Raw genomic sequence first — 26,937 nt, 5'->3', positions numbered from 1 at the left:
ATGGACGCCGGCCTGCTCGAACAAATGCTGCTGGGGGCCCTACTGGGCCTGTCGGTGTACCTGCCCCTGCGCTGCGGCCAGCTCTCCCTCGCCACTCCGGGCTTCTTCGCCATCGGCGGCACGGTGGCAGCCCTGCTATCAACGCGGGTCCCCGCCCTAGCCGGCAGCGGCAGCACCTACCCAATCACTTCAGTTTTGCTGGAAATGGCTCTAGCGGCCCTGCTCACAGGCGTGCTGGCCCTGGGCCTGGGCAGGGTGGTGCTGCGGCTGCGGGGCATCTACCTAGCCATCGCCACGATCGCCCTGGTCGAGATTCTGCGGGTTGTCACCCTCAACCTGGAATTCACTGGCGGAGCCCTGGGCATCTTCGGCATCCCCCAGCCCTTCAATAGCGCCGCTGGCTACGCCGCCTTCACCCTGGCGCTGTTGGCCCTGATCTGCTGGCTATGCGACCGGCTCGAAAAGACCCGGCCCGGCCGGGCCATGGCCGCCATCCGCGACGACGAACTGGCCGCCGCCAGCCAGGGCATCAACACCGCCGACACCAAACTGCTCGCTTTTGTACTGAGTGCTCTGGTGGCGGGAATCACCGGCGTGGTTGCGGCCCACTTCCTCAACTCCTGGAACGCCAAGCTGGGCAACTTCGACGCCAGCATCACCACCCTGGCGTTTGTGGTGTTCGGCGGCTCGCGCACCTGGCTGGGGCCGGTGTTTGGCGGGCTGCTGCTCACCGCCCTACCAGAGCTGCTGCGCCCGGTCGGCGACCTGCGCCTAATCGTGTTTGGTGCCGTGATTTTGGTCGGTCCCCTGTTCTTTCCCCAGGGAGTGATCACCCCGGAGCTGTTCAAGTGGTTCAAGCCGCGAATAGGAGGCATCACCACGGCAGCAGCGCAGGGGGTAAAGCAATGAACCTGCTCCAGCTTGAGGATGTGGGGGTCCGCTTTGGTGGCCTGCGGGCCTTGCAGGGTGTCGATCTTGAGGTGAAGCAGGGCGAGATTTTTGGCCTGCTCGGCCCCAACGGTGCCGGCAAGACCACCCTGTTCAACGTGATTTCTGGCCTCACCGCCCCCAGCAGCGGCACCGTGCGCTGGCGAGGGGCAAGCCTTGCTGGCCTCAGCAGCCACCGCATTGCCCGCCTCGGCATCGCTCGTACCTTCCAGAATCTGCGGCTATTTAGCAGCATGAGCTGCCTTGAAAATGTGCTCGTGGGAATGCATCAGCACGCCCGTCAGCCGCCCCTCGCAGCCCTGCTGCAAACCCAGTCCTTTCGCCGCCGCGAATCCCAGCTGCAGCAAGAGGCTCTAGCGCTGCTTGACCTATTTCAACTGGAAGCCACTGCCCACCAAGACGCCGCCAGCCTCTCCTATGGAGACCGGCGCCGGCTGGAGATGGCTCGGGCCCTGGCCAGCCGTCCCCAGCTCCTGCTGCTCGATGAGCCGGCCGCTGGCATGAACCCCTCAGAGAAAGATGAGCTGCGGGAGCTGATTCGGCGCATCCGGGACCAGTTCAAGCTGACGGTGCTGATCATTGAGCACCATGTGCCCTTGATGTTGGGCCTGTGCGACCGGCTGGCGGTGCTCAACTTCGGCCAACGCATCGCCCTGGGCAGCCCCGACCAGGTGCGGCGCGACCCGGCGGTGATCGAGGCCTATCTGGGCGGTGGCACATGAACGGCCCCCAAGCGCCCCTGCTCGAGCTGCGCAACCTGGTGGTGCGGTACGGCAGCATCACGGCCCTGCATGGCATCAATCTGAAGGTGCAAGCTGGCGAGTTGGTGACCCTGCTAGGAGCCAATGGCGCCGGTAAAAGCACCACTCTGCGTGCCATCTCCGGCCTGATTCACCCCGTCGGCGGCGAAATCCTCTGGCATGGCGGCTTGATCAATCGCCTGCGCACCGAGCGCACCGTGAAGTTGGGCATAAGCCACTGCCCGGAGGGCCGGCGCGTGCTCAGCCGCCAGTCGGTAGCCGACAACCTGGCCCTGGGCGCCTGGTTGCGCCGGAACAAAGTCGCTATCGCCTCAGATCTGGAGCGCTGCTACGCCTTGTTTCCCCGCCTGGCCGAGCGCCGCAGCCAGCTGGCCGGCTCCCTCTCCGGAGGAGAGCAGCAGATGCTCGCCATCAGCCGCTCCCTGATGGCCAGGCCCACCCTGTTGATGCTGGATGAGCCGAGCCTGGGATTAGCGCCCCGGCTCGTAGCCGAGGTGATGGCCGCTCTGTCCCAGCTGCACCGAGACGGGCTCACCATTCTGCTTGTAGAGCAAAACGCCCAGGCCGCCCTGACCATTGCAGATCGTGGCCTAGTGCTGGAGGCGGGCAGCATCAGCGCCGGCGGCAGCGCAGAACAACTCCTGGCCGACAACAGCCTCCAGGCTTCCTATCTGGGGGCGAACTGAGCAGCTGCAGCTCAATCGTTCTCGGTAGCTCCAAAGCAATGCATCAGGGCATCGCCCCAGCTGTTGATTGCCGCTAGCTCGTGGTCCTTGGCGCTGCCCAAGGCCTTGGCGTGCTCGCGCAGCAGCACTGTCTTATCGATGGCATGTCCATGCTCAGCCGCCATGGCCACGATGTCGTCTACGCCGGCAGCGGCATGCAGCTTGTCGCGGAGGGAGGCATCACCAGCAACGCGGGCCACAAAGGCCTGGATAGACGCAACAGACATGACTGACTCAGTAACCAGAGCTACTACTAGCAGGCCAAACCATGGCGGGCTCGATACGTTGAGGCGAGTGTCAAGGCAACAATGGCCCGCGAACGCTTCTTCCTTGAGCTCGATCCACCAGATAGCAGTCTCAAAATCCTGCCCCACGTGGTGGTGGTGGGCGGGGGCTTCGCCGGACTCAAGGCCTGCCATGCCCTAATTGGCAAGCCGGTGCGCGTCACCCTGATCGATAAACGCAACTTCAGCCTGTTCCAACCCCTGCTTTATCAGGTAGCGACAGGGCTGGTTGCGGAGGGGGATGTGGCCTCACCCCTGCGTCAGCTGGTGGGCCAGGCACCCAATGTGCAGGTCTTATTGGGTGAAGTGGAAGAGATCGACACCCAGGCCAAGCAGATCGTGTTCAACGACCGGCAGCTGGCCTACGACCACCTGATCCTGGCGGCCGGCTCCGGCAGCAGTTACTTCGGCCACGACGAATGGCGCGAAGCAGCGCCACCGATGAAGATTCTCGAGCACGCCGATGAGATCCGCCGGCGGGTGCTGCTGGCCCTTGAGGAGGCCGAGCAGACCCCCGATCCGGCGCGGCGGGCCTTTCTGCAATCGGTCGTCGTCGTGGGTGGCGGACCTTCGGGTTGCGAACTCTCCGGCTCCCTGATGGAGCTGATGACCCATGCCCTCGGCCGCGACTTCAAGCAGCTCGATCCCGGCCAGTGCAAGGTGACCCTGGTGGACCCGGGGGACCGGGTGCTGCGAGCGATGGATCCGAGCCTCTCGGCCGCCGCCGGCAGCTACCTGCAGTCCGCAGGGGTAGAGCTACTGCTGGGTGGACGGGTTCAGGCAATCGAAGCGGAGAAAGTGGTTGTTAACACCAGCGAAGGTGCCCGCACCCTGGAAGCCGCCACCATCTGCTGGACCGCCGGCGTGAAGGCCTCCCATCTGGGCCAGGTGCTGGCCGATGCCAGCGGTTGCACCGTCGACCGAGGCGGACGGGTGGTGGTGGGGCCCGACTTCTCGATCCCGGATCATCCGGAGATCCGCGTAATCGGCGACCTGTGCTCCTACAGCCACACCGCCGATGGCAAACCCCTGGCGGGTATGGCCGGGCCAGCAGTGCAAATGGGCGGCTGGGTGGCGGCCGACATAGTGGCCAAAATTCAAGGCCGCGCCCACAAAGCCTTCCAGTTCACCGATTTCGGCACCATGGCGGTACTTGGTCCGCTGCACGCCGTAGCCGACCTCCGCGGCCTCAAGGTGAGTGGCCTGCCGGGCTGGATCCTCTGGGGCCTGGCCCACTTGATGTTCATGCCCGCCAATGAAAATCGGTTGACCCTGCTCACCAAATGGTTGTGGGCGATCGCCACCCGTCAGCGGGCCTCGATGCTGATCACCGGTCGTCCGAATCAGCACCTGAATGTGGAGGTGGGCCTGGAGCGCCCTCTTGCCAATCCCTGATCTCCTGCTTCTCAGACTGCAGGGTGTAACGACTGATCAGCAAGCCCATCACGATGGCCAGATACAGCGGCCCAGAGATGCTCAAGGCCACACTGGCCATTTGGGAAGGCGGCAGGGCGGGGATTATGTCGCCGTAACCCACGGTTGTAAGACTGACGAAGGCGAAGTAGTGGATACGGGTGAAATCGAGGTCCCAGATCCGATGTGCCGCTGAATCCGCTCCCAAGCCAGCCAGCAGCAGTTCCCGACCTCCATCGGCCTGGTTGATGAAGCTGCCGGGCGCCACGGTCTCCAGGGCTCCGAACAGCAAACCACCGCTGATTCCCAGCAGTAGATAGCCAGCCACCGCTCCGCCGAGCACGGCCATGCGGATCTGGGTTTCCTGAGCCAGGCAGATCAGGAGACGCTTCAAGCTCCAGAAAATAAAGGCCGTTGTGGCCAGGAGAACGGCAAACCCCACAAAGGCGAAATCGCGGGGACTGCACATCCAGAGGAGCTGGAACAGCAGGGTCAGCACACCAAGCCGGCGATAGGCGGTGTCAGGCCAGCGGTGGTGGGTCTGATGGGCACGGATTGGGCCGCCGAGCTCAACTGACAGCAGAACCATCAAAGCGACCGTACCGAGGGCCCCGATCCGATGAATCGGGAACGGCACCCCCATGGAGGCGACCACACCAGTAGCAATCAAAAAGAGGTGCCGATAGAAGCGGTGTCGATAAAAAAGGAGATGTCGATTGATCATGTGCGCCAGCGAAAACGGCCAAGAATCAAGGCGATCAGAATGGCCACATAGAGCTGCCCCACCACGGTGATCACCGTGGTCACCACCTGGCCGCCCACATGGCTGGTTTTGAGCACCGTGGTGCCGATGGTGGTGAGCATGGTGAAGGAGGCAGCCATCAGCGCAGGCGCCACCGACACATTGGGCAGCGCCGCCGTGGATCCCACCGCGGGCAGGGACGTGAGGTCGAAGGCGGCGGGATCGAGCACCCAGAGGGCGGTGAGCAGCAACCCACCTGCCATACCAACCAGCATGTAGCCAGAAGCGGCACCCATCACCACCGACACGGTGACAAAGGGCTCGCGGGTGAGGGTTTTAACTTTGCGGAGCACAGCAAGCGACAAAAAGACCAGCCAGACGATCACGTGGGGAATGGTGAGCGCCCGCCCCACTGCTGGCCAGAGGTTGAGTGACAGGTGCCAGATCAATTCAAGGGCGATGGCCAGCCCGCCCAGGCCATAAATCAGCGGGCGGGTTTTGCGGAGGGGCGAATAGCGGCTGACGAACACCATCAACACCAACGCCAGCAGAATCAGCAGAAACGCCAACAGCCAGATCTGGGCCTGGGCCACCGGCAGCAGCAGCAACAAGGCGACTTCAGTCGCCAATGTCAGCCAATATCCGCGGTGGCGCCCGCGCAAGCGAGTGATCTCTGCAGGAGTGAGGCGCATGGCGGCCTCCTCAGCTCCGAAACACCTAGAGCCCGGGGCTGCTCTGCATGATGCCGCCGTCAGCAAAGATAGTTGTGGCCGTGATGTAGCTAGCGGCGTCGCTGGCCAGGAAGCCCACCACCCTGGCAATCTCCTCGGGCTGGGCCATGCGGCCTAGGGGAATGGCGGCGTTGAGTTTGGCCAGCAACTCCGGGTTGTTCATGGTGGAGTCGTTGATCGGTGTGGCCACGGCGCCTGGGCCCACATTCACCATCGTGATGCCATGGGAGGCCAGCTCCAGTCCGGCGGTGCGGGTGAGCATGCGCACCCCTCCCTTGGCGCAGCAGTAGGGAGTGTTCTCAGGCATCGGCCAGTCTTCGTGCACCGAAGAGATGTTGATGATACGGCCACCGCCACCCTGGGCGATCATCTGCTTGGCGGCGTACTGACAGGCAAAGAACACGCCCCGCAGATTTACATCCAGTACCTTGTCGAAATCATCGGGAGTGGTGTTCAGAATCGAGGTGCGGGTCTCAACGCCGGCATTGTTGACCATCACATCCAGGCGGCCGTATTTGGCCACGGCCTCCTGCACCAGCCGCTGGAGATCATCAAGATTGGAAACATCGGCATGAACGCCGTAGCTGCTGCCGCCATAGCTACCGATCTCCCGCTCCAGCTCCTCCGTGGCCTCGGGATGGGAGCGGTAGTCGATCACCACCTTGGCGCCGAGTTCAGCCAGATTTTCAACGATCGCCTTGCCGATGCCGCTGTTGCCACCGGTCACGATGGCCACCTTGCCCTGCAGGAAGGTGGAGAGCATCTGATTAGCGTATGGGTTGCTAGAAGCCATTGGTCGTTGAGGAAAAACAGCGGGTTCTCCGTTGTAGTTGGCGAACCAGTACTGAAATCGTAGGGCGGGTTCGCGCAAGCCGCAGCAATCGATACATCAGTGCATGACAAGGCTTTCTCAGACGGAAAAGTCAGGACCTCAAAACACATGTCACCAAAGCAACTCGGCGAGCATCGAGTCACATCGAGGGGATCACATCAAGCAGGATGCGCCCTGAGAATCACAATTGATTACGCAAAAGGTCAATGATCAAAACCATTTATAGATTGCAATCACAATTCACTAAGGCTGACCGGCGCTACTCATGGATCAATCCCGACCATTGGAGCGGATCACAGGCCAGCTCCACAAAAGCATCGGTGCGACCCTGGCAGGCTTCTTGATCCTTGGTACAGCGCTGATCACTGGCTGTCAGAAAAGCCTGGAGAATCCACCGATGGGAGCCGCCTGCCTGCCAGGCAACCCTGATGCAAAACAATGCCGCAAGGTGTCGATCACCAATAATCCACCATATCCAGAAGCGCAATCACCACAATTAACTGTTATAGCCCTAGACCCTGCCTTTGAAGCCATCGTTGGACGCACACCCAATCTTGTCCCTCTCGCAACAGGCTTCGGTTTTCTTGAGGGACCCGTTTTTATCAAGCACAAAGATGGCAGCGGCGGGATCCTATTCGTCACCGATCAGATACACAACAGCATCTATGCAATGCGATGGAAAGGGCTGATTAACGGCCAGATCACCCCAGCATCCTGGGACGCTCCACAACTCTTCCGCAATCCTTCCGGCGTGGCCGATGGGCAGACCCCTGATCTGCAAGGCAACCTGCTGACGGCAGAAACCACCGGCAGGCGTGTATCGATCACCCGATCCATCACGGCAAACCTGAGCAGCCCAGACCCCCAGGCCCCCACCTTGGTCGGGAGCTATCAAGGCAAACGCCTGAATTCACCCAATGATCTGGTGGTCAAGGCTGATGGCAGCGTTTGGTTTACGGATCCCAGCTACGGTTCTCTGCAATTCCCCCCCCAACCAGCCGAACTACCAAACAACGTCTACCGCTTTGACCCTCGCACAAAGCAATTGACCGTTGTCGAACCAAACCTGGTGATGCCCAATGGCATCGCCTTTGGGCCCAAAGAAAAAACCCTTTACATCATTGACAGCGGTGCCATTCAGGGTCCGCGAACCTATTTCCCCTACCTACCCCATCGCATCTACGCGTATGACGTCAGTGCCGATGGCAAGAGCATCAACAACAAGCGCCTGCTCGCCAACGTGGCGCCAGGATTCCCCGACGGGATGCGGCTGGACGAAAAAGGAAATATCTATGTGGGCACCTTGGAGGGCATCCACGTGCTCAATCCCCAAGGCAAACTCATCGGTAAGTTTCTGATGGCGAAACAAACAGCCAATCTGAGCTTCGGTGGCGCCAACAACGATATTCTCTTCATTGGATCCAGCGACACGCTGTGGGCCGTGAAACTGAAGGCACGCGGCCTTGTGCCACTGCGCACGCTAGCGGACAACCCCTAACTTAGTTTCCTGAAGCCGCAGGAGCATTATCCAGACGAATGACACGGGAGCCGTTGTTTCCCACGGCTCCTGCAAAACTGTTGATCAGACTGGGATGAATGGCGGCTCCAATGCTTTCAGCCTGGCGCTGGGGAAACAACACCTGAAAGGTCAGAGAACCACTGACCCCAGTTAGCTCATCATAATTGGAAGCGAGAGTCGCGCTCCAAGAGCGCGCAAAAGAATAAGTGAACTGCAACTGTCCTCCAACAGCCGAACCGGTGCTATCACTACCCACTACATAAACCCTGGGCTGAACTGCGAGACCTGGATAGCCCGTTGGCAGCGACACTTGAAGATTAACGGATGCCAAAGGGGTGTCCCCAGAAGCAGTGGCACCGGGGGGAGTCATGGGCAGCCCCATTGTTAACACCAACTGATAGTCCCGCTTTGTATATTCAAATGCAGCCCCAATCTGTTGATAATACTCGCCCTGCTGCCAGAGGCTATCGTAGCCAACACTTGCACCACGAAACGCATTGCCCTGTTCAAACAGTGTCCTCACACCAAGGCGCGCACTCTGACCGAAAGCCTGAAAAAAATCCGAACCAGCAGAAGCACCGATCAACGGCTGCTCCGATGCAAAAACCTTGGCATCAAAAAAATATCGATCGCGCGCTGTTTGAGCAAGGGGAACGATATAGTCATATTCAAGCCGATTAGATGAATATGGCTGGGGAATCACCAGCTTGATCATCTGAGAGGCGCCAAGCTTCAACGGCTCTTTTGCAGCGCGTTCATGGCTTTGTGCAGGAGCAGCCAGAATCAAAACCCCCAATGAAAGTGCTGCTTTGCCACCAATCAGGCGCCCAGTTTGATTCATTACCGCTGAGACAGTGCAGCAAGGCCTTTTGGAGCAATAATGCAAACAGAGAGCAGCGCCAAAGCCAGAGCCACCCAGGCACCCCAGCCAAACAACGTTGAGATTGGAAGCTGAAGCGCTTGCTGCAGAGTGCCTCCACCAAAGGCAGCCAAACCAAAGCCCAGCTGATACGAAGCAATCAACAGGCCAGCCACAGATTCACCAAGCCAATTCAGTCGCTTTTGCCCAAAGCTGATGATCAACGGCAACATCGCCGAGCAGCCGAAACCTGCAAGAGCGAATAGCACAAGGGCGCTGCTATCGTCGCCAGAAGTCAAACGGCTGATGGCCACTAGGACGACAGCCAGAAAAACTGGCAAGCCGGGCAAGAGCAATTTAGGTGTAAGCCAGCGGGACACACCTGAGAAGAACAGCCTTCCGATGGTAACCATCGCCCAAAAAACAGTGAGCGCCATCGAAGCAATCTGAGGCGGGCTTTCAACACGCCGAGACATCAACAAAACCGACCAATTGCCATTCAAGGTTTCAATCAGCCCATACAGAATAGCCACCAGCACAAACAGCACCAATAGCCCAGGGGCTCCCGGCTGGAGCCCAGCCATTGCGCCCCCGTCCTGAACTTTTGAACTCAGTTGCAACGGCTGGGCACGACACGCCACCAGAAGAAGCGCCGCTGCCACCAGCACAGTCAGGGGAAGCAGCCACCAGATGCCGGGTCCGACCACCAGAGCGGCCAACGCAGGGGCCAAGGCAGTGCCCAGACCCAGCAGAGCATTCAGCATCAGAATCGACTGATCCACCCGTTGCGGCTGGAAGTCGGCGATAAAGGTATTAAGGAGGGGCACCACAGCGCCAAAACCAAACCCCATCAGTGCTGTTGCCGTCAGCAGCATCGGCAGGGCAACCGTGGGCTCATGGATCCACAAAGAGCTCAGCAGAAGCACACCCATCGAGGCCGTGTCGGCCATCAATCCGAGCAACAGGAGATCTTTTGCTCCCCAAAGCCGGGAGAGCTTTCCGCCCAGGAAAGAAGCTGCGATGGCAGCGATCACCTGTGGCAAAAAGATCAAGCCATAGGAACTGCTTGACAAGCCATAGCCGTTCGTTGACGTCAGAACCGTACTGATGGCGGGGAAGGTTACCAACGCGACCCCTTGCATCACACCGACCAGGAGAAGCACTACCTGCTCAAGGCTGTGGTCTGCCGTGGATTCAGGAACAGCTCGGAGCTGGGCGTCAGATAGATCGCGCATCAGAAATCGGATTCACAAACAGCCAAAAACGATTCGGGGCGATTTGCATCAGTCAAGGGTTTATTAGTTGATGCCCCTACAGGCAGATCGTACCCCGGTTGCCCTGAACGGACAGCACCATCCCAATCCGCCTTCGGCAGCTTGAAGGTCAACGGATTCCACCGGCCATTGGCCATGCGGTGCCAGCGGGCGCTGACATGGGTTCGTCACAGGGTGCTGGCCACCGACATGATCGGTAGGTTGCACTTCTGGCACGGATGCCACGCTTCCTACCTTCACGCCACGGCCAACCACCTCCGTGGGCACCGGCCAGAAGCAGACCCAACCGACTGTGAGCGTCACCAGCCCAGCGAGGGCAAACAACACCTGGCCTTCCGGATCGGCGGCCTGGCGACGAACCCAGCTCCAGGCATCAGCAGCCAACATTCACCGCCCCAGACGCTCCCGCAGATGGTCGCCCACCCGCAGGGCATTGGCGATGGCCGTGAGTGAAGGGTTCACCGCGCCGATGGTCGGCATGAAACTGGTATCGACCACGTAGAGGTTGTCGAGGTCATGGGCCTTGCAGTTGAGGTCCAGCACTGAGGTGGCCGGATCGTCGCCGAAGCGGCAGGTGCCGGCCTGGTGCGCCACGGCGGCAATACCCATGGCGTTCTTGACATAAATCTGGCGCTCCACCAAATGCTTCTTGAGATAGAGCTGGTCCAGCATCCCGGTAAGCCGGCCGTAGAGCCGCTGGGCGGCGGTTGGGTTGTTGGGCGTGTAGTCCAGATGAATCTGGCCCTCGCCATCGATGGTCACCCGGTTGTTGGGGTCGGGCAGATCTTCCGATGAGATCCAGAAATCGACAGCGTGCTCAGCGATTTTGTCCATCGACCAACCCGGCATCACGAAGGTTTCGAGCGGCGCATAGCCCTTCATGATCGTGCCGTTGGTCTTACCCGTCATCTGGATATTGCCCATCGGGTAGTCAAAGTCGGCATCCCCCAGATACCAATCGTTGATCGAAAGCGTCTTCTGGAACACGGTGGTATTGGGCTCGTGGGCCAGGGCCACCATCGCCTTGCTGTTGTGGGACATGTAATTGCGTCCCACCTGGTCGGAGCTGTTGGCCAGCCCGCGGGGGTGCTGGTCGTTGGCTGACATCAGCAGCAGCCGGGCCGTATTGGCGGCACCACAACTCACCACCACCACATCACCCCGCACGGTCATCGGTTGACCATCCCGCTCCAGCTGCACGGCCTGCACGCTGCGGCCCGAGGCGTCGGTCTGCAGGCGGCGCACATGGGCCCGGGTGAGTAGCGAGACATTCGGAGCAGCCAGGGCCGGCCGCATGCCGAGCACGTCCGCATCGGATTTGGCATGCACCAGACAGGGGAAGCCATCGCAGCAATTGCATCTGCGGCAACGGCTGAAGGCCATGTTGGCCTCATCCAGCATCACCCCGGTAGGGGCATGGAAGGGATGCAATCCGGCCAAGCGCAGATCATCCACCAGCTTCTGGATACGGGGCTCATGGGCCACCGGCGGATGGGGATAGGGGCCGCTGCAGGGGGGCTCGGTGGGATCTTCACCCCGCTGACCATGCACGTGGTACATCTCTTCCGCCCGCTGGTAATAGGGCTCGAAGTCGCTGTAACGCAGGGGCCAGGCTGGCGAAATGCCATCGAAGTGATGAAGCTGCTCAAAATCCTGCTGCCGCAGCCGGAAGTGGGCCGCGCCATACATCTTGGTAGCCCCACCGACGAAGTAATGGCTGCCGGGCTGAAACGGCTTGCCGTGCTTGTCGTGCCACACATCCTTGGAGACATAGCGACCCTTCTGGAAGACCTCCTCCGCATCCCAGTTCTGGGGTTCTTGCGGGAGCCAGTCGCCACGCTCCAGCACCAGAATCTTCAGGCCGCTGGGGGCCAGGTGGCGCGCCAGGGTGCCGCCGCCGGCACCGCTGCCGATGATCACCACATCAAAGTGGGCCCCATCGGCCACCTCCAACTGGCCGGCATTCGGCAAGGGCGAAATTGCCAGGGAAGGACCAGGAAGCTCGGTGCGATTAGAAGGATGAGCCATGGCTGAGTAGAGGAGGCAGTCGAAAAAGAAGCAGGCAGTCCCTTGCGTTAACCAGATGAATAACGACTCAACTGGTTGACCATCTTGGCGACGGTGGCGCTCCATCCGGTCTGGTGGGAAGCACCCACACCCCGGCCATTATCTCCGTGAAAATATTCGTTGAACTGGATCAGATCCCGCCAGTGGGGATCGTTCTGGAACAACTCCACATCACCATTGAAGGCCCTCCGCCCGGATTTATCCCGCCTGAAGAGTCCCACCAGGCGCTTCTCGAGCTCGAGCGACACCTCCCAGAGATTGAGCCAGTTGCCGGAGCGCGTGGGGAACTCCACCTTGAAATTGTCCCCGTAGTAATGGGCGTATTTCTGCAATGACTCAATCAGCAGGAAGTTGATTGGCATCCACACCGGCCCACGCCAATTGGAATTGCCGCCAAACATCGCCACAGGACTGTCCCCAGGGCTGTAGGTGAGGGTCTGACTATCGGAGCCCTCTGTGAACGAATAGGGATGGTCTTCGTACACCTTGGAGAGGGAGCGGATTCCGTAGGAGGAGAGGAATTCCTCTTCATCAAACATCCGCTCACAGATCCGCCGCAGGCGATCCTCCGGCACGAGGGTGTAGAGGATACGGTCGTTATGCCACTGGCCTAAATTGTGTTCTAGCCAGGTGGGCGTGGTGCGCTCATGCACAAACCAGGCCATGCTTTTGAGCACATCAAGCACGGGCAGGCGACCCACGGTTTCACGGTCAAAACTCGCCACCGCCAGCAGGGGAACCAAACCCGAAAGGGAGCGAGTGCGCAGGTAGTCGGTGCTGCCGTCGGGCCGCTTGATCACGTCGTAGTAAAAGCCATCGTCGTCATCCCAGTTCAGGAAGCCTCTTTCTGAAGGAGTATTGAGGGTGATGGCCAGTTGCGTGAAGTCGTAAACAAAGCGCTCGCAGGTGTCGGCATACTCAGGCTCCTCACGGCTCAGCTCCACCGAGATGTTGAGCAGATTTAGGCTGAGGGAAGCCATCCAGGCCGTGCCATCGCACTGCTCAATGCGGCTGCCATCGGCCAGGGGGAAACGCCGATCAAAAACGGCGATGTTGTCGAGGCCTAGAAACCCCCCCTCAAACACGTTGTCGCCGGAGCGATCGTTGCGGTTGGCCCACCAGCCGTATTCGAGCAACAGCTTGCGCAGGGCGGCCCGCAGGAAGGGCTGATCGGCCTGGCCGGTGTGTTTGCGATCGATTTGGTATATCCGCATCGCCGCCCAGGCGCCGATCGGCGGATTGGGATCGGAGAGAGCCCACTCATAGGCGGGGGTTTGGGCGCTGGGGGCTGTGTAGTGGGGGCTGCGCAGCAACATCGCCTGCTGCTTGGCCACCTCTGGATCGAAGATGGCGAAGGCCACCGCGTGGAACATCAGATCCCACTGGCAGAAGTAGGGGTACTCCCAGGCATCCGGCATCGAGATCACATGGTGGGCATGGAGCCGGCTCCACAGAGCCGTATCGGTGTCCCAGCGGTTGGCCGGCGGGGTCGGTTGGGTTGGGTCCCCCTCCAGCCAGCGCAGCACACTCCAGCCGTAGTACTTCTTGCACCACAGCAGCCCCGCCAGGGCTGAGGTATGGATCAAGCGGTCCTCGGCGTTGAGGCCCGGCATGGTGTGCTCAAAGAACTGGACACACTCCGCCTCCCGCGCCTGGAATAGCGCATCAAAGGTGGGACCGAAGGGAGATTCAGCATCGGCATGGGCGTCAGGCGCGCGCCCATCCAACCGTTGCCTCAGGCGCAATTCGACAACCCACTCCTCCGCTGGCGCCAGGGTGCGCTGCAACCGGCGGGCCGCCTTGGTGCCGCACTGGGCTGGATTGATCGCCGCCGCCTCAGCGCCGATCACATAGCGGTGAAAGCCATCCTTCTGATACGGGGTGGGATTGGGCTCGCCATAGAGATGCTGATGGTTGGTCTCGTTGTCGGTGAACAACCAGCTGCCCCCATCCCGGCAGAGCAGCTCGTAAACCCCTAGGTGGGGCAGATCACCGGTAACCACAACATCACCATCCAGGGCCATCGGCTGGCGCTGCTCATCGGGATAGCCCCAACCCCAGGTGTTGCGCATCCACAGGGTGGGCAACAGGGTGAGAGGGGCCGGATCGGGCCCGCGGTTGGTAACCCGGATGCGGATCAGCAGATCGGTAGCTGAGGCCTTGGCGTATTCAATGACAACGTCGAAGTAGCGACTGGCATCAAAGATGCCCGTATCCACCAGCTCGTATTCGGGCTCGCTGCGGCTGCGGCGACCGTTTTCATCCACCAGCTGCTGGTAGGGGAATTCGGCCTGGGGATACTTGTAGAGCCCCCGCATGAAGCTGTGGGTGGGGGTGTTGGCGAGGTGGAAGTAGTAATCCTTGAGATCTTCACCGTGGTTGCCCTCGGGGTTGCCCAGGCCGAATGGCCGCTCCTTGAGGATCGGATCGACGCCATTCCACATCGCCAGGGAGAAGCAGAGCCGGCACTCTTCGTCGCAGATTCCCAATAAACCGTCTTCGCCCCAGCGATACACCCGCGAGCGGGCCTGGTCGTGGGGGAAGGAGCGCCAGGCATCGCCATCGGCGGAGTAGTCCTCCCGCACCGTGCCCCACTGGCGATCGGGCAGATAACTGCCCCACAAGGTCCAGGGCTGGAGTTCCTGGTCGCGCTCCAGGATGCGAGCGGCTTCGGGATTAGTGGGCACAGGGGGCGTTGACGTCATCGGAGGGATGCCTTGAGGCCAGCGGCGATGCGCAGGGCATTGGCGATCACGGTGAGACCGAAGCCCATGGCCGGACAGGCCGGGAAAACACTGGCATCGGCGATGGTGAGGTTGGCCACCTCGTGGCTGCGGCCCTGCAGATCAACCACCGACGTGGCCGGGTTATCGCCCATGCGACAGGTGCCGCAGCTGTAGCCCATGGCCGATAGGGGCGCCTCACCGCGGGGATGGGTGGGGGCCTCCTTCACCACATGGCAATCCGGATCGGCCTCCACCGCCTTGAGGGTGTCGATCCAGCGGTACACGAGGCGGTCATGGGCCTCGCGGTTGTTGGCCTGATAGGTGATCTGAATACGATCCCCCCGCAAACTGACGCGGTTGTGGGGATCGGGCAGCACCGGACTCATGGCCCACCAGCAGATCGAGCGGGAGGCGAGCTGCTCAAGGCCGAAGTTGGGCAGCAGCTTGGTCACCAGGGACAGCACCGGCGGCGATTCAGCAAACAGGGCATCCTGCAAAACACCGCCACCGTTCTGAATCGAGCCCAGCGGGAAGGAGACGTTCTTGTCGCCCCAGAGGTAGTCGTTGATGCCGTAACTGCGCCCATAGCGACCGCTGTTGGCTTCAGTGGCGAGCTGCAGGATGGAGGTGAGCTGCAGCTTCATGAGGTTGCGGCCCACCTGGTCGGAGCCGTTTGCTAAGCCACGCGGATGGCGGTCGGTAGCTGAACGCAGCAGGATCGCGGAGCTGTTGATGGCGCCTGCAGCTAGCACCACCTGATGACCAAAAAACAGCCAGCTCTGACCATCCAGCCGCGCTTCAACACCCCGAACCTCAGTTCCGCTGGGGTTGACGTGCAGACGTTGCACCTCAGCTCCGGTGCGCACCATCACCGTGGCGGAAGCCCGGGCCGGATCCACCCCAAACAACTCCGCGTCACCACTGGGATCGGCGCTGGACTGGGACCAGCTCAGCGGCAGGGAATAGGGATTCAGCCCCTGGCGAACCAAAGCCAGCCGCAACTCCTCAAAGAACGGCTCCACGGGCTTGGGGGCCATGCTGTAGTTCGCGGCCGCTCGGGGTTCGGTGGGATCCACACCCCGCTGACCATGCACCCGATATAGGGCCTCAGCTTGGTCGTACCAGGGTTCGAAATCTGCGTAGCTAAGACCCCAGGCTGGAGCCTGCCCGCCCTGGAAATGCAGGCCGGCAAACTCCTGCTCCCTCAGCCGCTCGAGCACCCCACCCCAGATCTTGGTGTTGCCGCCTAGGGCGTAGATCGTCTGAGGCGAAAAGGGATCCCCGTCGGTGCCAAACCATTGCTCCTTGGGGTGGTAGCGATCCTTGCGGAACAAATCCACATCGGCGACGTTCTGATCAGCGAGGGGCATCTGCTGGCCCCGCTCCAGCAACAGCACTGCCAATCCTGACGAGGCAAGCGAATTGGCAAGGGTGCCACCGGCAGCTCCACTGCCAATGACAATTACGTCGTAATGGTTGTCGTCGATGATCATGGATGGTTCCTCAGCTGCGCTGCCAGACGTAAAGGAGAACGAAGAGGATGATCCAAATCACATCCACAAAGTGCCAGAACAGGGATGTGGCCTGAACACCCTGCTCTCCACCCGCATAGTTCTGGGGGATGAAAGATTTCACCAGCATCAATCCCATCAAAAACACCCCCGTGGCCACATGCAAGCCGTGGAAGCCTGTAAGCAGATAAAAGGTGCCGCCGAATACACCACTGGTGAAGCCAAACTGCAGACCACTCCACTCAACGGCTTGGCCGTAGAGGAAATAGGCACCAAGGGCCATTGTGAGAAGCCAAAAAGCCCGAAAGCCCATCAGATTCCCCTTGCTCATGCAGCGCTCTGCCAGCCAGATCGTGCCCGAGCTAGAAATCAATACCACCGTGTTGAGCAGGGGCGTACGCCACTCGAGGCCTTCCACACCGGGGGGTAGCCAATTGAGCGCAGCGGTTTTCAGCAGGGCAAAACCACTAAAGAATGCCAAAAAGATGACACTCTCAGAACAGAGAAAGATGATGAAGCCCGTGAGATTGTGCTTCGGGTGCTCAGTGTTCAAATGAGGTGTAGCAGTCATGCGCTGGCCTCCTGAAGGGTGAGCTGCTTTTCAATCTCTGCCTGGTGCTCAACCAGTGGCGCTCCAGTGCCGTAACCATAGGGGCGTGAAATCACGGTCGGCACGTGCTCACCAAAGTTGTCTTCAGGTGGCGGTGATGGCAGCAGCCACTCAAGACCAATGGCATTCCAGGGGTTATGGGGGGCTTTCGGGCCCCGCACCCAGGCACTCACCATATTGAGGAGAAAGGGAATAATCGACACTCCCAGCAAGAAGGCGCCGAGGCTGGCAAGCACGTTCCAGAAAGCGAATTCCGGGTCGTAGCTCGAAACCCGCCGGGGCATACCCATCAAACCGAGGGGGTGCATGGGCAGAAAATTGAGGTTGGCACCGATGAAGGTGAGCAGGAAATGGAGCTTGCCAAGGCCCTCGTAAGGCATGCGCCCAATAAATTTGGGAAACCAGTGATAGATAGCGGCAAAGATTCCCATCACCGCTGCTCCATAGATCACGTAGTGGAAATGACCCACCACGAAATAGGTGTTTGATACGTGAATATCGACCGGCACCGTGGCAAGCATGATGCCGGTGATGCCAGCAAATACAAAGTTGAACAGGCCACCCAGGCAAAAAAGCATCGGTGTGGTGAGTCGAAGTTTGCCGCGCCAAATAGTTCCCAGCCAGGCAAACACCTTCACCCCCGTGGGAACGGCAATCAGCATGGTGGAAAACATAAAGAAGTTGCGCATCCACTGCGCCACCCCACTGGGGAACATGTGGTGCACCCACACAACTAAACCCAGTGCCACGATGATGAAGGAGGCTAGGCAGACGTAGACGTAGCCAAACAGTGGCTTGCGTGAGTAAACCGGGAACAGCTCCGAGAAGATACCAAATACTGGCAGAATGATTACGTACACTGCCGGGTGGGAATAAAACCAGAAAAAGTGCTGATAAAGCACTGGGTCGCCACCTCCCTCTGGCTGATAAAAGCTGGTGCCAAAGCTGAGGTCCATCAGCAACATCACCGCCCCACCGGTAAGGGCCGGCAGCCCGATCAACTGCAGGCTTTGGGCGGCAAGAGCCGTCCAGCAATACACGGGCATCATGAAGAAACCCATGCCAGGAGACCGCATCCGCAGAATCGTGGTCACGAAATTGATCGCCCCCATGATCGAGGAAACCCCCGAAAGGGCCACGGCTGTGATCCACAGGCCTTGGCCATTAATAAAGTGGCCCAGCGGGTTCTGGGTGCTAACCGGTGGATAGGACCACCAGCCGGAATAGGCCGGCCCACCAGGAACGAAAAAGCTGCCGATCAACAGAGCACCAAAAATGGGCACCAGCCAGAAGGCCACCGCATTTAGCCGCGGAAAGGCCATATCTGGAGCGCCGATCATTGTGGGGATCAGCAGGTTGTTGAGGCCATTCAGCACCGGAAAGATGAACAGGAACAGCATGATGGTTCCGTGCATCGTGTAGATGCCGTTGTACACCGTGCGATCCACCAGATCAGCAGGTGGTGTTATCAGCTCTCCCCGGATGATCATGGCCAGCAGGCCACCGATTAGAAAGAAGAAAAAGGCCGTGACTATATATTGAATGCCAATAACCTTGGCATCGGTGTTGAAGCCGAAGTAGCGGCTCCAGGAGGTGTTTTCGGGAGGACTGGGCGGGAAGGTAGCGGAGGTCATCGGGCTCAGGCGTCGTGCGGCAGGGAGTTGGATCCGGGAACGTTCACCTGGGGCGGTGGAGCTGGAGGCACGGTGGCCCAGCCTGGATTTTTCAGCTGTTTGCGCTCGCCATACTCGATTACTGCATCACTTAAACCGCTCTGCAGCGGCTGTCTAGCGGCGTTCTCCAGCCAAGCCTGGTAGACCTCGGAGCTCTCGACCACCACATCGGCCTGGTTGGCGGCAAACCAGGTGCCACTGAACTGGGAATCTCGGAGGCGATAGCGCCCCTCACGGGTGGGAGTGAGGTTGAAGTTGATCGCCCGACCCGGGATCACGTCCTGCTTGAGGCGGAAGGCCGGGATGTAAAAGCCATGCAACACGTCATCGGAAACAAGACGGAAGGTGACGGGCTGATCAACCGGCAAATGCAGCTCGGTGGTGGAAACATTGGCGCTTGGATAGCGAAACTCCCACGACCACTGGCGAGCAATTACCTCCACCTGCTCGGCCGGCAAGCGATCGACGGCGTAGCCCCCCTGGTCTTCCACCGGATTAGCCAAATGGATGTGCTCCATCGGTCCAAGAACTCCGAGTTTGGTGTTGACGCGCATGGCGTAAACCGCGATGGCCATCACCAGCAGTAAGGGAATGACCGTCCAGATCACCTCAAGCCGGGTATTTCCCTCAATCGGCTCCGCATCGCTCTCGTCGTACTTGTCGGCGCGGTGCTTAAGCAGCACCCAAGCCATCACCGAGACCACCGCCCCAAACACGAAAGTACCGATGCCCGTTTCAAAGCTGAACAGCCCATCGACCAGTGGTGCCGCGGTAGATGCCTGCACCGGCAACCAACGATATGCCTGCTGGGCCATCCACCAGCTCAAGGCCACCAGCAAACCGATCCACCCAAGCAGGGCCACCAGGCCCAGGCCGCTGATCGGCAGCCGGGAGCGGTCAGAGGAATTACTCACGGCAGGGCCTCCTTGAGATCAGCGCCAGCGGCAAGAAGTTGGTCGGCAGTGATGTGAACACCAAATTCAGCCGCAAGCTCAGCGCCGAGGGTGCCGTGCAGCCCGATCACAAGAAATAAGCCCAGGCCCACCAGCAAATAGAGCCACTGCACCTGACGCCCCATGTCACGACGCCAGACAAAGCGCTGATAGCCCCGCCACACAGTCATGGCGACGATCACCAGCAGGATCACAACCCCACCGACGCCATGCACAAGCATCGTCTCCATGCTCTGTAGACCGATGCTGCTTGTAACTCCAGGCAGGGGCACCGCCAGCAGCATCTCGTAGAAGCCAGCGGCCACAGTGAAGAAGGTAACGATGGCGCAGGCCAGCAGGTTGTACCAACCCACATCGTGGAAGCCCCCGCGGGTTACGGGCAGGGCGAGAAAGCGAAACACCCGCTTTTCTACCGGGTAGAGGGCGCCGGCAATATCGAAGGCGATGGCAATCACGAACAGACCGATCGTGAAATGCACCAGGTTGGGGTGAATTGGCAGGGCATAGGGCAGCCCATTGGGGCCAAGATCAGCTGCCAACTGCTCAATCGGTGAGCCCGCCGGAATGAAGGCAGCCATCACACCAGCCCTGAGCGCATGGCTTGCACCACCGGCACCGTGTGCAGGCCGTACACCCAGATCAACTGATTACCAAGGGTGACCTGCAATACGATCAGGGCACTGAGCAGCCCACCAGCGCCAAGAAATGCCAAGGGCAACTGGTGGGGGTCTTTACTGCGAATTACATAACGCCAGCCCGACATCAGCGACAACACCCCAGCCAAAGACCAGCCGATCGTGCTGTGCAGATTGAGGATGTCGCGGGAGGCGCCATAGGGATTGGCCAGCCCCGCCTCAATCTGGCCAAACATGATCGCCACAAAGATGGCGGCCGTGGCAAATAGGAGATTCCAAAAACTAACCTCAAATAGAGCTGGCCGGCGGGTTACAACTCCGATCAGATCAAATACAAAGGTAATCAGCCCCATAGCGATCACAAAGTGCACAACGATCGGATGGATGGTGTCCATCCAAGGGAGGTTGTGGTCGTTGAGCGGCGGTAGCAGCTCAAGCATGGCGCCTATACCAAACACGATTGATAACCACGCTGGAGCGAGCCATCTGGCAACGCCGAAAGCTGTGATGCTTTGCTACATAGCCGTGAGCATTTCCTGACAGCGGGTCCTTATGGCGCGGCGATTAAAGTTGAAAGCTAATTGCTTTTATGCCGGTGACAGTTCCTGCTTCTCCCGCCCTGCGCTGGGTCACCGCAGCCCTGCTGTTTGCTGCGGCCGGGCTGTCGGTGGTGCTGCCATTTGTCTCAGCCACCTTGCTCACTATCGCCGTTGGTGCCGTATCAGTGATTGCCGGGGTGTCCCAAATTCTGCGTCTCACTGGCGAAGCCGATATCAAAGGAAAAATCTTCCGCCTGTTCTCCGGCCTGCTTTATTTGGGCGGTGGCATTTGGGTGCTGGCATTCCCAGTTGCCAGTGAGGTGAGCTTGACGCTGTTTGTCGGTTTCCTGCTTGCTTTCGAGGGCGTGATGGAGCTAGCCGCCGCGGCCACTGGCCAGGGAGCGGCTCGTGGCTTGGTGCTGATTGACGGGATCGTCACCGCCGTACTCGGCGGCATGCTCATCGCCGAATGGCCCTCCGACAGCATCTGGGCGATCGGCATGTTGTTTGGCATTGGCATGGCGTTTTCCGCCATCAACCTGCTCACGGCCCCACCAAGCCAGCCGGCCAGTTGAGCGGCAGCTCGCCAATGGCCGCCGCATCGAGGCGGCGGGGATCAGCCACCCCCAAGCTGCCTCCATCAGGCAGCACCTCAACGCTGTTTGCCGATCCCATGGCGGCCGTAACGACTACACGGTGGCCTTTTGCTTCCAGCAATCCCACCGTGTCAGGGCTCAGTCCCTGTTCCACGCTGATCTGATCGGGCCATAGCTGGGAGTGAATGCGGGGGCTGGCCACGGCTGAGGCCAGGTTCAGGCCATGCACCATGCGGTTGAGCAGCACCTGCAGCACGGTGGTGATGATGCGACTGCCGCCAGGGCTGCCGGTAGCCAGCCAGGGCCGGCCATCGGGGCGAAATATCAAGGTGGGCGTCATCGAGCTAAGTGGTCGCTTGCCCGGGGCGATGGCGTTAGCGCTGCCCTGCACCAGCCCGTAGGCATTGGCCACGCCGGGCTGGGCAGTGAAGTCGTCCATCTCGTTGTTGAGCAGGAAACCGGCGCCGGGAACGCTGATGCCACTGCCATAGGCGAAGTTGAGGGTGGTGGTGAGGGCCACCATCCCCCCTTGGCGATCGGCCACTGAAAGATGGGTTGTGTTGGTACCACCTGCCTGGAGGCCCTGGGCCGCTAGCTCGCTGGCGGGGCGATGGCGCTGAAGCTGGATCTGGGCCCGCAACCGCTCCGCATGGGCCGCACTCAGCAAGCGCTCCAACGGCATCACCACCTGATCGGGGTCTCCTAGCCAATGGTTGCGATCTCGATAGGCAAGGTTCATCGCCTCCACCATCCGGTGCAGGCTGGCGGCGCTGTTGAGACCCAGCTCAGCGAGGGGCACGGGCTCGAGCACCTGGAGCAGTTGCAGCAAAGTGACGCCACCACCACTGGGGGGCGGCATGGTGAGCACCGGATGGTTTCGGAATCTTGCCTGCAGGGGGCGCACCAGCTGGGCCCGGTAGCCCTTGAGGTCGGCATGGCTAATCAGGCCGCCCCGTTGGCGCATCAAGGTCACCAATGCGTCAGCGATCGGGCCCTCGTAAAAGCCTGGTTCGCCCTGGGCGGCGATGCGCCGCAGGCTGGCGGCAAGCAGGGGCTGGCGCCACAGCTCTGCCGGCCGCAGAGGGCGCTTGAGAAACAGCTGGCTGGAAGTGGTATCTGACTGCAGCAGGGGTGTGGCCTGGCGCAGGGAATCGGCCAGTTCCTTGCCCACCGGAAAACCGCGACTAGCCAGGCGGATCGCCGGTGCAAGCACCGCGGCCCGCGAGAGCCGGCCATAACAGCGCTGGCTCAGCAGTAAGCCAGCGGGGCTGCCAGGCACGGCCACACTCAACAGGCTGCGGGTGGCTCGCTCACGATCCACCTCGCCTTCGGGGCCGAGGAACATCCCAGCGGTGGCTGCCAGGGGCGCCGTCTCGCGAAAGTTGACGGCCACTGCCGTGCCACGGCCAAGGCGCAGCTCCGGGGCGGTAGGGCAGCCCCGGCCCGCAGCCGGTGATGGTCCGGGCAGCCACAGCACCAAAAAACCACCGCCGCCGAGGTTGCCCGCCTGGGGCAAGGTGACCGCCAAGGCAAAGGCCGTGGCCACCGCCGCATCCACCGCATTGCCGCCGCTGGCCAGGATTTCAGCGCCCGCCAGCGATGCCCAGCGCTCCTGGCTTGCCACCATGCCGGCGGCAGACCACTGGGGGTGGAAGCGCTGGCTGCGCTCCTGCAGCACCTCTGCCTGGGCTGGTGCGGCCAGCAGCGTCGCCAGCCCAGCTAGCAGCCGTCGCTTCATGGCCTGCTGGGAGCGCCGTAGCCCCCACCGCCTGGTGTCTCAATGCGCAGGGCTTCACCCGGCTGGAGCTCCAGCTCGCAGCAGCCGTCGAGCTGCCGGCTCGTGCCATCAACCCCGATCCAGGTGTTGCGGCCGCAGGCGCCCGGCAGCCCGCCGGCCAACCCCGCGGGGGCCACCCGCCGCGCACCGGAGATCAGCTCAACGGTCATCGGGGCCAAGAAGCGCACCTGCCGCACCGCCCCATCGCCTCCCCGAAACCGCCCATCCCCGCCCGATCCGACCCGGATCCCAAAGCGCTCCAGCCGCACCGGAAAGCGCGTTTCCAAAATTTCCGGGTCGGTGATACGGGAGTTGGTCATGTGGCTCTGCACAGCGGCGGCCCCGTCAAAGCCCGCACCACCGGGGCGGATGCCAGCACCGCTGCCCCCACCGATCGTTTCGTAGTACTGGCATTGGCCATTACCAAAGCTGAGGTTATTCATCGTGCCCTGGGCGGCGGCTTGCACCCCCAGCGCCGCAAACAGAGCGTTGGCTGCCGCTTGGGAGATTTCCACATTGCCGGCAACCACCGCCGCCGGCGGATTGGGATGCAGCAGGGAGCCGGGCGGCACGATCAGCTCGATCGGCTCGAAACAGCCGGCATTGAGGGGGATCTGTTCGCCCACCAGGCAGCGAAACACGTAGAGCACCACAGCCTTGGTTACGGCTAGAGGGGCGTTGAGATTGCCGCTGTGCTGGGGCGAAGTGCCGCTGAAATCAACCTGAACCCGGCGAGCCTCAGCGTCGATGCGAACAGCTACCTGGATGAAGGCGCCGTGGTCGAGCTCCACCCGGGCAGACCCGTCGCTGAGGTGCGCAATCGCCCGAGCCACCGCCTCGGCACCGTGGACTTGCCCATGGGCCATGTAGGCCCGCACCTCGTCGAGGCCGTGGCGCTCAATCAAGCGCCCCAGCTCCTGAACACCCAGCCGATTAGCCGCCGCCTGGGCCTGCAGATCGGCAAGCAACTGGTCGGGGTTGCGTACTGGATGGCTACCTGCAGCTAGTCGCTGCCGCCACAGCGACTCATCAAAGTTGCCACTACTCAAAAACGGCACGTTGTCGAGTAGCAGGCCCTCATCGTCGATGCTGCGACTGAAGGCCGGCATCGAGCCCGGGGTGATGCCGCCCACATCGGCGTGGTGGCCGCGGCAGGCCACATAAAACAAAGGGGCCCCAGCCTGGGAGTCGCCCAAACCAGAGGCAAAAACCGGCGTAATGGCAGTGATGTCTGGTAGGTGGGTGCCGCCGTTGTAAGGATTATTTGACAAAACCACATCGCCAGAAGCCAATGGGGAACGCTCGCCCCGGGCGATGGCGGCAAGCAGGCTGATCACGCTGTCGCCCATCGAACCGAGGTGCACTGGGATATGGGGGGCATTGGCTACAAGCTGACCCGCAGCATCGAAGAGGGCGCAAGAGAAATCGAGCCGCTCACGGATGTTCACCGAGCGGGCGCTCTGCTGCAGCCGCCCCCCCATCTGCTCGGCGATGGCTGCAAAGCGGTGGTTGTAGAGCTCTAGCAGGGTGGGATCGGGCCCCTGCTCCCCATGTTCAACACAGTTATCACCAGTCTGGCCAATTGCCGCGCCGTCCCGCTCCAACAGCAGGGCTCCATCAGCTAGCACCAGGGCTTGCCAGCCAGGCTCCAGCACGGTGGTGGTGGTCGCATCGACTACCAGGGCTGGCCCCGCGAGCCTCTGCTGGTGCTGCAGCTGGGAGCGCTGCCAAAGCGGCACCGGCCGCCAGCCGGCCGCCTCGCCCAGCCACAGGGGAGTGGTTGGGGCAAACGGGGCTACAGCCACTGCCTTTCCTCGAACCACTGCCTGTCCTCCAGCCACTGCCTGTCCTGGAAGCACTGCCTGTTCTGGAACCACCGCCGGGGGAGCCAGCTCAACCAGCAGGCGCTCCACGATCCAGTCTTCGCCCACCGGGCCATAACCGAAGCGCTGCAGATGGGCGGCGCTAAAGGCTCGCTTCAGGTCTTCAACCCCTTGCTCGTCTGGCAACCACGCCACCTCCAGACCCCGCTCGCTGCCGGCGGCCCGCAGCTCCAGCTGCACCCCAATCCGGCCAGTGGCCCCCTCGGCCAAATCCCCCAGCCGGCGCAGGTCGGCGAACCCCTGCTGCTCCAGCTCGGCGCAGCGCTGACGCAGCAGGGGCAGGCTGTCGGGGCGCAGCGGCAACCGCGGCGAGCACTCCAGCAGCAACCTCTGCTCGGCCATGCCGAGGCCATAGGCGGAAAGCACCCCCGCCAAGGGGTGGAGCAACACCCGCGTCACAGCCAGCACCTCGGCCAGGCGGCAGGCATGCTGACCGCCAGCGCCGCCGTAGCTCACCAACAGGGCCTCGCGCAGGTCGTGGCCGCGTTGGATCGAGATGCGGCGCAGGGCTTCCGCCATCGTTTCAATGGCGATCTGCAGGGCACCTGCCGCCAGCCGCTCCGGACTGATCCCAGGTGCAACCGCGGCCATCTCAAGCGCCAGCTCCGCAAACCCTCGCCGCACCGCTTCCCCATCAGCGGGTTGGTCGCCCTTGGGGCCAAACACCGCTGGCAGGGCGGCAAGCGGCAGACGGCCTAGCAGCACGTTGGCATCGGTGATGGTGAGCGGTCCGCCGCGGCGGTAAGCCGCTGGACCGGGATCAGCTCCTGCAGAAACAGGCCCAACCTGCAGCCGCCTGCCGTCAAAGCGCAGCACCGAGCCGCCGCCAGCAGCCACGGTGTGAATCGGCAACATCGGAGCTTGCAATTCCAGCCCAGCGATCTCGGTGGCAGGGCTGCGCTCCCAGGCCAGATCACCGCCAGCGCCTGAGAGGCAGCGGTCATCGAAATGGAACACATCGGTGGAGGTGCCACCCATGTCGAAACCAACGATCGGCTGAGGGGGCAGCCCAGCGGCAGCAAGGGCCCTCCTGCCCACTGCCACGGCGCCCACCATGCCTCCGGCCGGCCCCGAGAGGATCGTGTCTTTGGCCAGCAGCAGTTCAGGCGCTGCCAGAGCCCCACTGGATCGCATCACCCGCAGCCGGGTTGCTGGCCCCAAGGCCCGCTGCACCTGGCGCAGGTAGCGGCCCAGCACCGGCGCCACCGCCGCCTCCACCAGGGCGGTCTGGCCGCGGGGCACGAGCCTTGGCTGGCCACTGAGCCGATGGGAGAGCACCACGGCCTCGAAGCCCAGGGGTGCGAGCCACTGCTCCAGCTGCAGCTCCTGGCTGGGATTGCGGGTGCTGTGCAGCAGGGCAACCGCGCAACTGTTGTAGCCGTCGGCCTGGGCTTGCAGCAGCAGCTGCTGCAAATCCTCTCCCCATCGCAGCGCCTCAAGCTCGAATCCCTCCGCATCCAGGCGCCCCTCCACCTCCAAAACCCTCACCCGCAGGGGGTTGGGCCGCTGAATGGCTAGGGCAAAGAGGTCGGGGCGGTGCAGGTCGCCGATGCTGAGCAAGTCGGCAAAGCCGCGGTTGATCAGCAGCACCACCCCGGCGCCGCGCTGCTCCAGCAAGGCGTTGGTGGCCACGGTGGTGCCGAGCCTCACCTCCCGCACCAATCCCAGCGGCAGGGGGCTGCCGGCCATAACGCCGGGCTCCTGGCTCAGCAGCGCAGCTATGGCACGCACGGCCGGGTCCCCCGGGCACTCCGGCTGCACCGACAGCACCTTGCGCACCAGCAGCTCGCCGGCGGGGCTGCAGCCCACCACGTCTGTGAAGGTGCCACCCCGATCAACCCAGAACCGCCAACCAGGGGCGGAACAAGCCGGCTGCACC

General features: G+C 61.7%; 22 protein-coding genes. 6 read left to right on the top strand and 16 right to left on the bottom strand.

The features are described from left to right. Genes C7K55_RS07485 through C7K55_RS07475 form a run of 3 tightly spaced genes read left to right on the top strand, consistent with a single transcriptional unit; the run spans nt 1 to nt 2,395 of the window. Complete coding sequence (locus tag C7K55_RS07485; protein WP_106502893.1) at nt 1-909, top strand: branched-chain amino acid ABC transporter permease; 909 nt, start codon at nt 1-3, stop codon at nt 907-909. Further along, nucleotides 906-1,670 carry an ABC transporter ATP-binding protein gene (locus C7K55_RS07480; protein WP_106502794.1) on the top strand — a complete coding sequence of 255 codons (765 nt, stop codon included), beginning with the start codon at nt 906-908 and terminating at the stop codon, nt 1,668-1,670. Before C7K55_RS07485 ends, C7K55_RS07480 begins: the two co-directional genes overlap by 4 nt. Further along, nucleotides 1,667-2,395 (top strand): ABC transporter ATP-binding protein, encoded by a 729-nt coding sequence (locus C7K55_RS07475; protein WP_106502793.1) that lies wholly within the window; start codon nt 1,667-1,669, stop codon nt 2,393-2,395. The genes C7K55_RS07480 and C7K55_RS07475 overlap by 4 nt, the downstream gene beginning before the upstream one ends. Nucleotides 2,396-2,406: 11 nt before the next feature. Here C7K55_RS07475 and C7K55_RS13595 read toward each other — a convergent pair whose 3' ends face one another. After that, a complete protein-coding gene (locus C7K55_RS13595) occupies nt 2,407-2,661 on the bottom strand; it encodes a Nif11-like leader peptide family natural product precursor (RefSeq protein ID WP_161956147.1) in 255 nt (84 codons plus the stop codon). 81 nt (nt 2,662-2,742) lie between these two features. Between C7K55_RS13595 and C7K55_RS07465 the strand changes: the two genes are divergently transcribed. Then, entirely contained in the window at nt 2,743-4,113 is a 1,371-nt protein-coding gene (locus C7K55_RS07465) for an NAD(P)/FAD-dependent oxidoreductase (protein WP_106502792.1), read from the top strand. Here the strand turns inward: C7K55_RS07465 and C7K55_RS07460 are convergent. From C7K55_RS07460 to C7K55_RS07450, 3 genes are read right to left on the bottom strand one after another with little or no spacing between them, the layout of a single operon-like run. Further along, entirely contained in the window at nt 4,046-4,855 is an 810-nt protein-coding gene (locus C7K55_RS07460) for a potassium channel family protein (protein ID WP_106502791.1), read from the bottom strand. The two genes, C7K55_RS07465 and C7K55_RS07460, sit on opposite strands and share 68 nt — an antisense overlap. After that, complete coding sequence (locus C7K55_RS07455; RefSeq protein ID WP_127432005.1) at nt 4,852-5,565, bottom strand: hypothetical protein; 714 nt, start codon at nt 5,563-5,565, stop codon at nt 4,852-4,854. Before C7K55_RS07455 ends, C7K55_RS07460 begins: the two co-directional genes overlap by 4 nt. Before the next feature lie 25 nt (nt 5,566-5,590). Then, nucleotides 5,591-6,367, bottom strand: coding sequence for an SDR family NAD(P)-dependent oxidoreductase (locus C7K55_RS07450; RefSeq protein ID WP_106502789.1), 777 nt, complete (start codon nt 6,365-6,367; stop codon nt 5,591-5,593). Between the two features lie 352 nt (nt 6,368-6,719). On the opposite strand from C7K55_RS07450, the gene C7K55_RS07445 reads away from it, so the two are divergent. Continuing rightward, on the top strand, nt 6,720-7,934 hold the full coding sequence (locus C7K55_RS07445) for an SMP-30/gluconolactonase/LRE family protein (protein ID WP_206603495.1): 1,215 nt from the start codon (nt 6,720-6,722) through the stop codon (nt 7,932-7,934). 1 nt (nt 7,935) lies between these two features. Here C7K55_RS07445 and C7K55_RS07440 read toward each other — a convergent pair whose 3' ends face one another. From C7K55_RS07440 to C7K55_RS07390, 10 genes are all read right to left on the bottom strand, one after another. After that, nucleotides 7,936-8,796, bottom strand: coding sequence for a hypothetical protein (locus C7K55_RS07440; protein WP_106502788.1), 861 nt, complete (start codon nt 8,794-8,796; stop codon nt 7,936-7,938). Beyond that, complete coding sequence (locus tag C7K55_RS07435; RefSeq protein WP_106502787.1) at nt 8,796-10,049, bottom strand: MFS transporter; 1,254 nt, start codon at nt 10,047-10,049, stop codon at nt 8,796-8,798. Before C7K55_RS07435 ends, C7K55_RS07440 begins: the two co-directional genes overlap by 1 nt. Before the next feature lie 426 nt (nt 10,050-10,475). After that, nucleotides 10,476-12,116, bottom strand: coding sequence for a GMC family oxidoreductase (locus tag C7K55_RS07425; protein WP_106502785.1), 1,641 nt, complete (start codon nt 12,114-12,116; stop codon nt 10,476-10,478). Nucleotides 12,117-12,163: 47 nt separating this feature from the next. Then, entirely contained in the window at nt 12,164-14,860 is a 2,697-nt protein-coding gene (locus C7K55_RS07420) for an MGH1-like glycoside hydrolase domain-containing protein (protein WP_117434962.1), read from the bottom strand. Further along, entirely contained in the window at nt 14,857-16,374 is a 1,518-nt protein-coding gene (locus tag C7K55_RS07415) for a GMC oxidoreductase (protein ID WP_106502784.1), read from the bottom strand. Before C7K55_RS07415 ends, C7K55_RS07420 begins: the two co-directional genes overlap by 4 nt. Nucleotides 16,375-16,384: 10 nt before the next feature. Further along, nucleotides 16,385-16,963: a cytochrome c oxidase subunit 3 gene (locus C7K55_RS07410; protein ID WP_106502783.1), complete on the bottom strand. Its 579-nt coding sequence runs from the start codon at nt 16,961-16,963 to the stop codon at nt 16,385-16,387. Then, entirely contained in the window at nt 16,960-18,636 is a 1,677-nt protein-coding gene (locus C7K55_RS07405; protein ID WP_106502782.1) for a cytochrome c oxidase subunit I, read from the bottom strand. The genes C7K55_RS07410 and C7K55_RS07405 overlap by 4 nt, the downstream gene beginning before the upstream one ends. Nucleotides 18,637-18,641: 5 nt before the next feature. Then, entirely contained in the window at nt 18,642-19,589 is a 948-nt protein-coding gene (locus tag C7K55_RS07400; RefSeq protein WP_106502781.1) for a cytochrome c oxidase subunit II, read from the bottom strand. Further along, nucleotides 19,586-20,206: a DUF2231 domain-containing protein gene (locus tag C7K55_RS07395; protein ID WP_106502780.1), complete on the bottom strand. Its 621-nt coding sequence runs from the start codon at nt 20,204-20,206 to the stop codon at nt 19,586-19,588. Before C7K55_RS07395 ends, C7K55_RS07400 begins: the two co-directional genes overlap by 4 nt. Next, the gene (locus C7K55_RS07390; protein ID WP_106502779.1) at nt 20,206-20,703 is read right to left on the bottom strand and encodes a DUF2231 domain-containing protein; all 498 of its coding nucleotides are present in this window, start codon (nt 20,701-20,703) and stop codon (nt 20,206-20,208) included. Before C7K55_RS07390 ends, C7K55_RS07395 begins: the two co-directional genes overlap by 1 nt. Before the next feature lie 149 nt (nt 20,704-20,852). Here C7K55_RS07390 and C7K55_RS07385 point away from each other — a divergent pair, with 149 nt between their 5' ends. Next, entirely contained in the window at nt 20,853-21,377 is a 525-nt protein-coding gene (locus C7K55_RS07385; RefSeq protein ID WP_106502778.1) for an HdeD family acid-resistance protein, read from the top strand. Here the strand turns inward: C7K55_RS07385 and ggt are convergent. Then, nucleotides 21,346-23,136, bottom strand: coding sequence for a gamma-glutamyltransferase (gene ggt / locus C7K55_RS07380; RefSeq protein WP_106502777.1), 1,791 nt, complete (start codon nt 23,134-23,136; stop codon nt 21,346-21,348). The two genes, C7K55_RS07385 and ggt, sit on opposite strands and share 32 nt — an antisense overlap. Continuing rightward, the gene (locus C7K55_RS07375) at nt 23,133-26,936 is read right to left on the bottom strand and encodes a hydantoinase B/oxoprolinase family protein (RefSeq protein WP_106502776.1); all 3,804 of its coding nucleotides are present in this window, start codon (nt 26,934-26,936) and stop codon (nt 23,133-23,135) included. Before C7K55_RS07375 ends, ggt begins: the two co-directional genes overlap by 4 nt. Nucleotide 26,937 lies beyond the last annotated feature (1 nt).

Origin of the sequence: Cyanobium usitatum str. Tous (genome assembly GCF_003011885.1) — a bacterium.
GTDB lineage: Bacteria > Cyanobacteriota > Cyanobacteriia > PCC-6307 > Cyanobiaceae > Cyanobium_A > Cyanobium_A usitatum.
Note: the sequence above shows the minus strand (reverse complement) of the source record. Positions and strands in the feature narration are given on the sequence as shown.

Bases quoted from the DNA above. Each gene is read 5' to 3' on its own strand.
- C7K55_RS07435 (WP_106502787.1), bottom strand. From the start codon at position 10,049: ATGCGCGATCTATCTGACGCCCAGCTCCGAGCTGTTCCTGAATCCACG.
- C7K55_RS07385 (WP_106502778.1), top strand. From the start codon at position 20,853: ATGCCGGTGACAGTTCCTGCTTCTCCCGCCCTGCGCTGGGTCACCGCA.
- C7K55_RS07440 (WP_106502788.1), bottom strand. From the start codon at position 8,796: ATGAATCAAACTGGGCGCCTGATTGGTGGCAAAGCAGCACTTTCATTG.
- C7K55_RS07450 (WP_106502789.1), bottom strand. From the start codon at position 6,367: ATGCTCTCCACCTTCCTGCAGGGCAAGGTGGCCATCGTGACCGGTGGC.
- C7K55_RS07395 (WP_106502780.1), bottom strand. From the start codon at position 20,206: ATGGCTGCCTTCATTCCGGCGGGCTCACCGATTGAGCAGTTGGCAGCT.
- C7K55_RS07465 (WP_106502792.1), top strand. From the start codon at position 2,743: ATGGCCCGCGAACGCTTCTTCCTTGAGCTCGATCCACCAGATAGCAGT.
- C7K55_RS07455 (WP_127432005.1), bottom strand. From the start codon at position 5,565: ATGCGCCTCACTCCTGCAGAGATCACTCGCTTGCGCGGGCGCCACCGC.
- C7K55_RS07485 (WP_106502893.1), top strand. From the start codon at position 1: ATGGACGCCGGCCTGCTCGAACAAATGCTGCTGGGGGCCCTACTGGGC.
- C7K55_RS07390 (WP_106502779.1), bottom strand. From the start codon at position 20,703: ATGCTTGAGCTGCTACCGCCGCTCAACGACCACAACCTCCCTTGGATG.
- C7K55_RS07425 (WP_106502785.1), bottom strand. From the start codon at position 12,116: ATGGCTCATCCTTCTAATCGCACCGAGCTTCCTGGTCCTTCCCTGGCA.
- C7K55_RS07480 (WP_106502794.1), top strand. From the start codon at position 906: ATGAACCTGCTCCAGCTTGAGGATGTGGGGGTCCGCTTTGGTGGCCTG.
- ggt (WP_106502777.1), bottom strand. From the start codon at position 23,136: ATGAAGCGACGGCTGCTAGCTGGGCTGGCGACGCTGCTGGCCGCACCA.
- C7K55_RS07420 (WP_117434962.1), bottom strand. From the start codon at position 14,860: ATGACGTCAACGCCCCCTGTGCCCACTAATCCCGAAGCCGCTCGCATC.
- C7K55_RS13595 (WP_161956147.1), bottom strand. From the start codon at position 2,661: ATGTCTGTTGCGTCTATCCAGGCCTTTGTGGCCCGCGTTGCTGGTGAT.
- C7K55_RS07410 (WP_106502783.1), bottom strand. From the start codon at position 16,963: ATGACTGCTACACCTCATTTGAACACTGAGCACCCGAAGCACAATCTC.
- C7K55_RS07415 (WP_106502784.1), bottom strand. From the start codon at position 16,374: ATGATCATCGACGACAACCATTACGACGTAATTGTCATTGGCAGTGGA.
- C7K55_RS07460 (WP_106502791.1), bottom strand. From the start codon at position 4,855: ATGATCAATCGACATCTCCTTTTTTATCGACACCGCTTCTATCGGCAC.
- C7K55_RS07475 (WP_106502793.1), top strand. From the start codon at position 1,667: ATGAACGGCCCCCAAGCGCCCCTGCTCGAGCTGCGCAACCTGGTGGTG.
- C7K55_RS07405 (WP_106502782.1), bottom strand. From the start codon at position 18,636: ATGACCTCCGCTACCTTCCCGCCCAGTCCTCCCGAAAACACCTCCTGG.